This is a genomic window from Paractinoplanes rishiriensis (assembly GCF_016862375.1).
GTDB classification, from domain to species: Bacteria; Actinomycetota; Actinomycetes; order Mycobacteriales; family Micromonosporaceae; genus Actinoplanes; species Actinoplanes rishiriensis.
Genome location: NZ_BOMV01000159.1, coordinates 1 through 1,480, shown reverse-complemented (window position 1 = coordinate 1,480; position 1,480 = coordinate 1). Strand labels below are relative to the sequence as shown.

The 1,480-nt window shown below is 62.8% G+C and carries 1 protein-coding gene; it reads right to left on the bottom strand.

All coding sequences use genetic code 11. The annotated features are described in order from the left end of the window. Window positions 1–1,480, bottom strand: a 1,480-nt coding sequence (locus Ari01nite_RS49355) for a glycoside hydrolase family 43 protein (protein WP_203791678.1), incomplete at both ends; no start/stop codon positions are given.

Sequence of the window (1,480 nt, the reverse complement as noted above, 5' to 3'; positions counted from 1 at the left end):
GGTCATGGCGAACTGGTTGACGGTGACCGCTCCGCCCAGCGCGGTGGTGGCGTAGTTGAAGAGGCCGAAGCGGTAACCCATGAAGAACTGCCAGGCATTGTTGAGCGTGAACGCCGGCCCGAGGTTGGTGAACGTGGTGCCGTTCGTCGAATACGAGAACGTCGCGGTGCGACCCGAGCCCGGTTGGATGTTCGCGTTGACCCGCAACCAGATCCGCCCACCGCTGACCGCAGCCCCAGCGGCTTCCGACCCGGTGCCCGTCGTCGCCCAACTCGTATTCATCGTCAGACCGTTGGTCATCGACACCCGCGTCACACCGTTGTCCTTACGGATACCGATCCACGCCGACGAATCCCGCAGCATCGCCAACCCAGCCCGGTCACCGTTAGCCATCTGCGAATAATCCAGCTCGACCGTCGCCGTCGACGACGGACCCTGAATCCGGCGGGTCAGCGTGTTCCGGGCACTGTAGAGGTCGTTGGTCACCGTCGCGGTCGACAACCGCAACCCGCTACCCACACTGAACTTGCTCGTGTCCGGGTTGTGGTTCCACTCCCACTGATGCCCCAACGAGGCGAAATTGTCGGTGCCGACCATCGACGCGACCGGCCGCCACGGCAGATTCGGCCGCGGATAGCTGGCACCCCACCGGCCGTTCACCGTGGTCAACACCGGCCAGTCACCACTCCACGTGATCGGCGCCAACGTCGGCATCCGCCCACCCGGATACGCGTCGGTGAACGCCATATACCACCAGTCACCGTTCTGGGTCTGCACCAGACCACCCTGATGGGGTACTCCCCCACCGGAAATCGGACCGGGCAGATCCAGCAGCACCTGCCGTTGCTCGTACGGGCCCCACGGACTCGTCGACCGCAACACGTACTGGCCGTTCGCCGGCCGGGTGAGCCAGATGTAGTAGTAGTTGCCGCGCTTGTACATCCGGGCACCTTCGAGGGTGCCGATCGAAGACGGTGTGGTGTAGACGGTCTGGGCGCGCACCTGCGAGGTCAGGTCGGAGGAAAGCTGAGCGACACTGATCGTCCCGTTCCCGTAGGCCACATACGGGATGTCATTGTCGAACAACAACCCCGCGTCGTAATAACACTGATTCAGACGCGCCCTCTTGGTCCAGGTCGAGCCAACCGACGACGCCGTGTACACGTAGGTCCGATTGAACTCGGTGCAACCCAACCAGTAATACGTACTGTTCGACGGCCGATAGTTGAACGCCGACGCCCAAATGCCTTTCACGTACGCCCGACCGCCCGACATGTCATAGGCGGCGTTGTCAAAATCCAGCCGCGGCACCGAGTGACCGGCATACTCCCAGTTCACCAAGTCATACGAACGCAGGATCGGCGCACCCGGCGAATGATGCATCGTCGACGCCGAGTAGTAATACACATCCCCGACCCGGACGATGTCACCATCCGCGAAGTCCTGCCACACCACCGGATTCGAGAACGTGCTCGGCGCC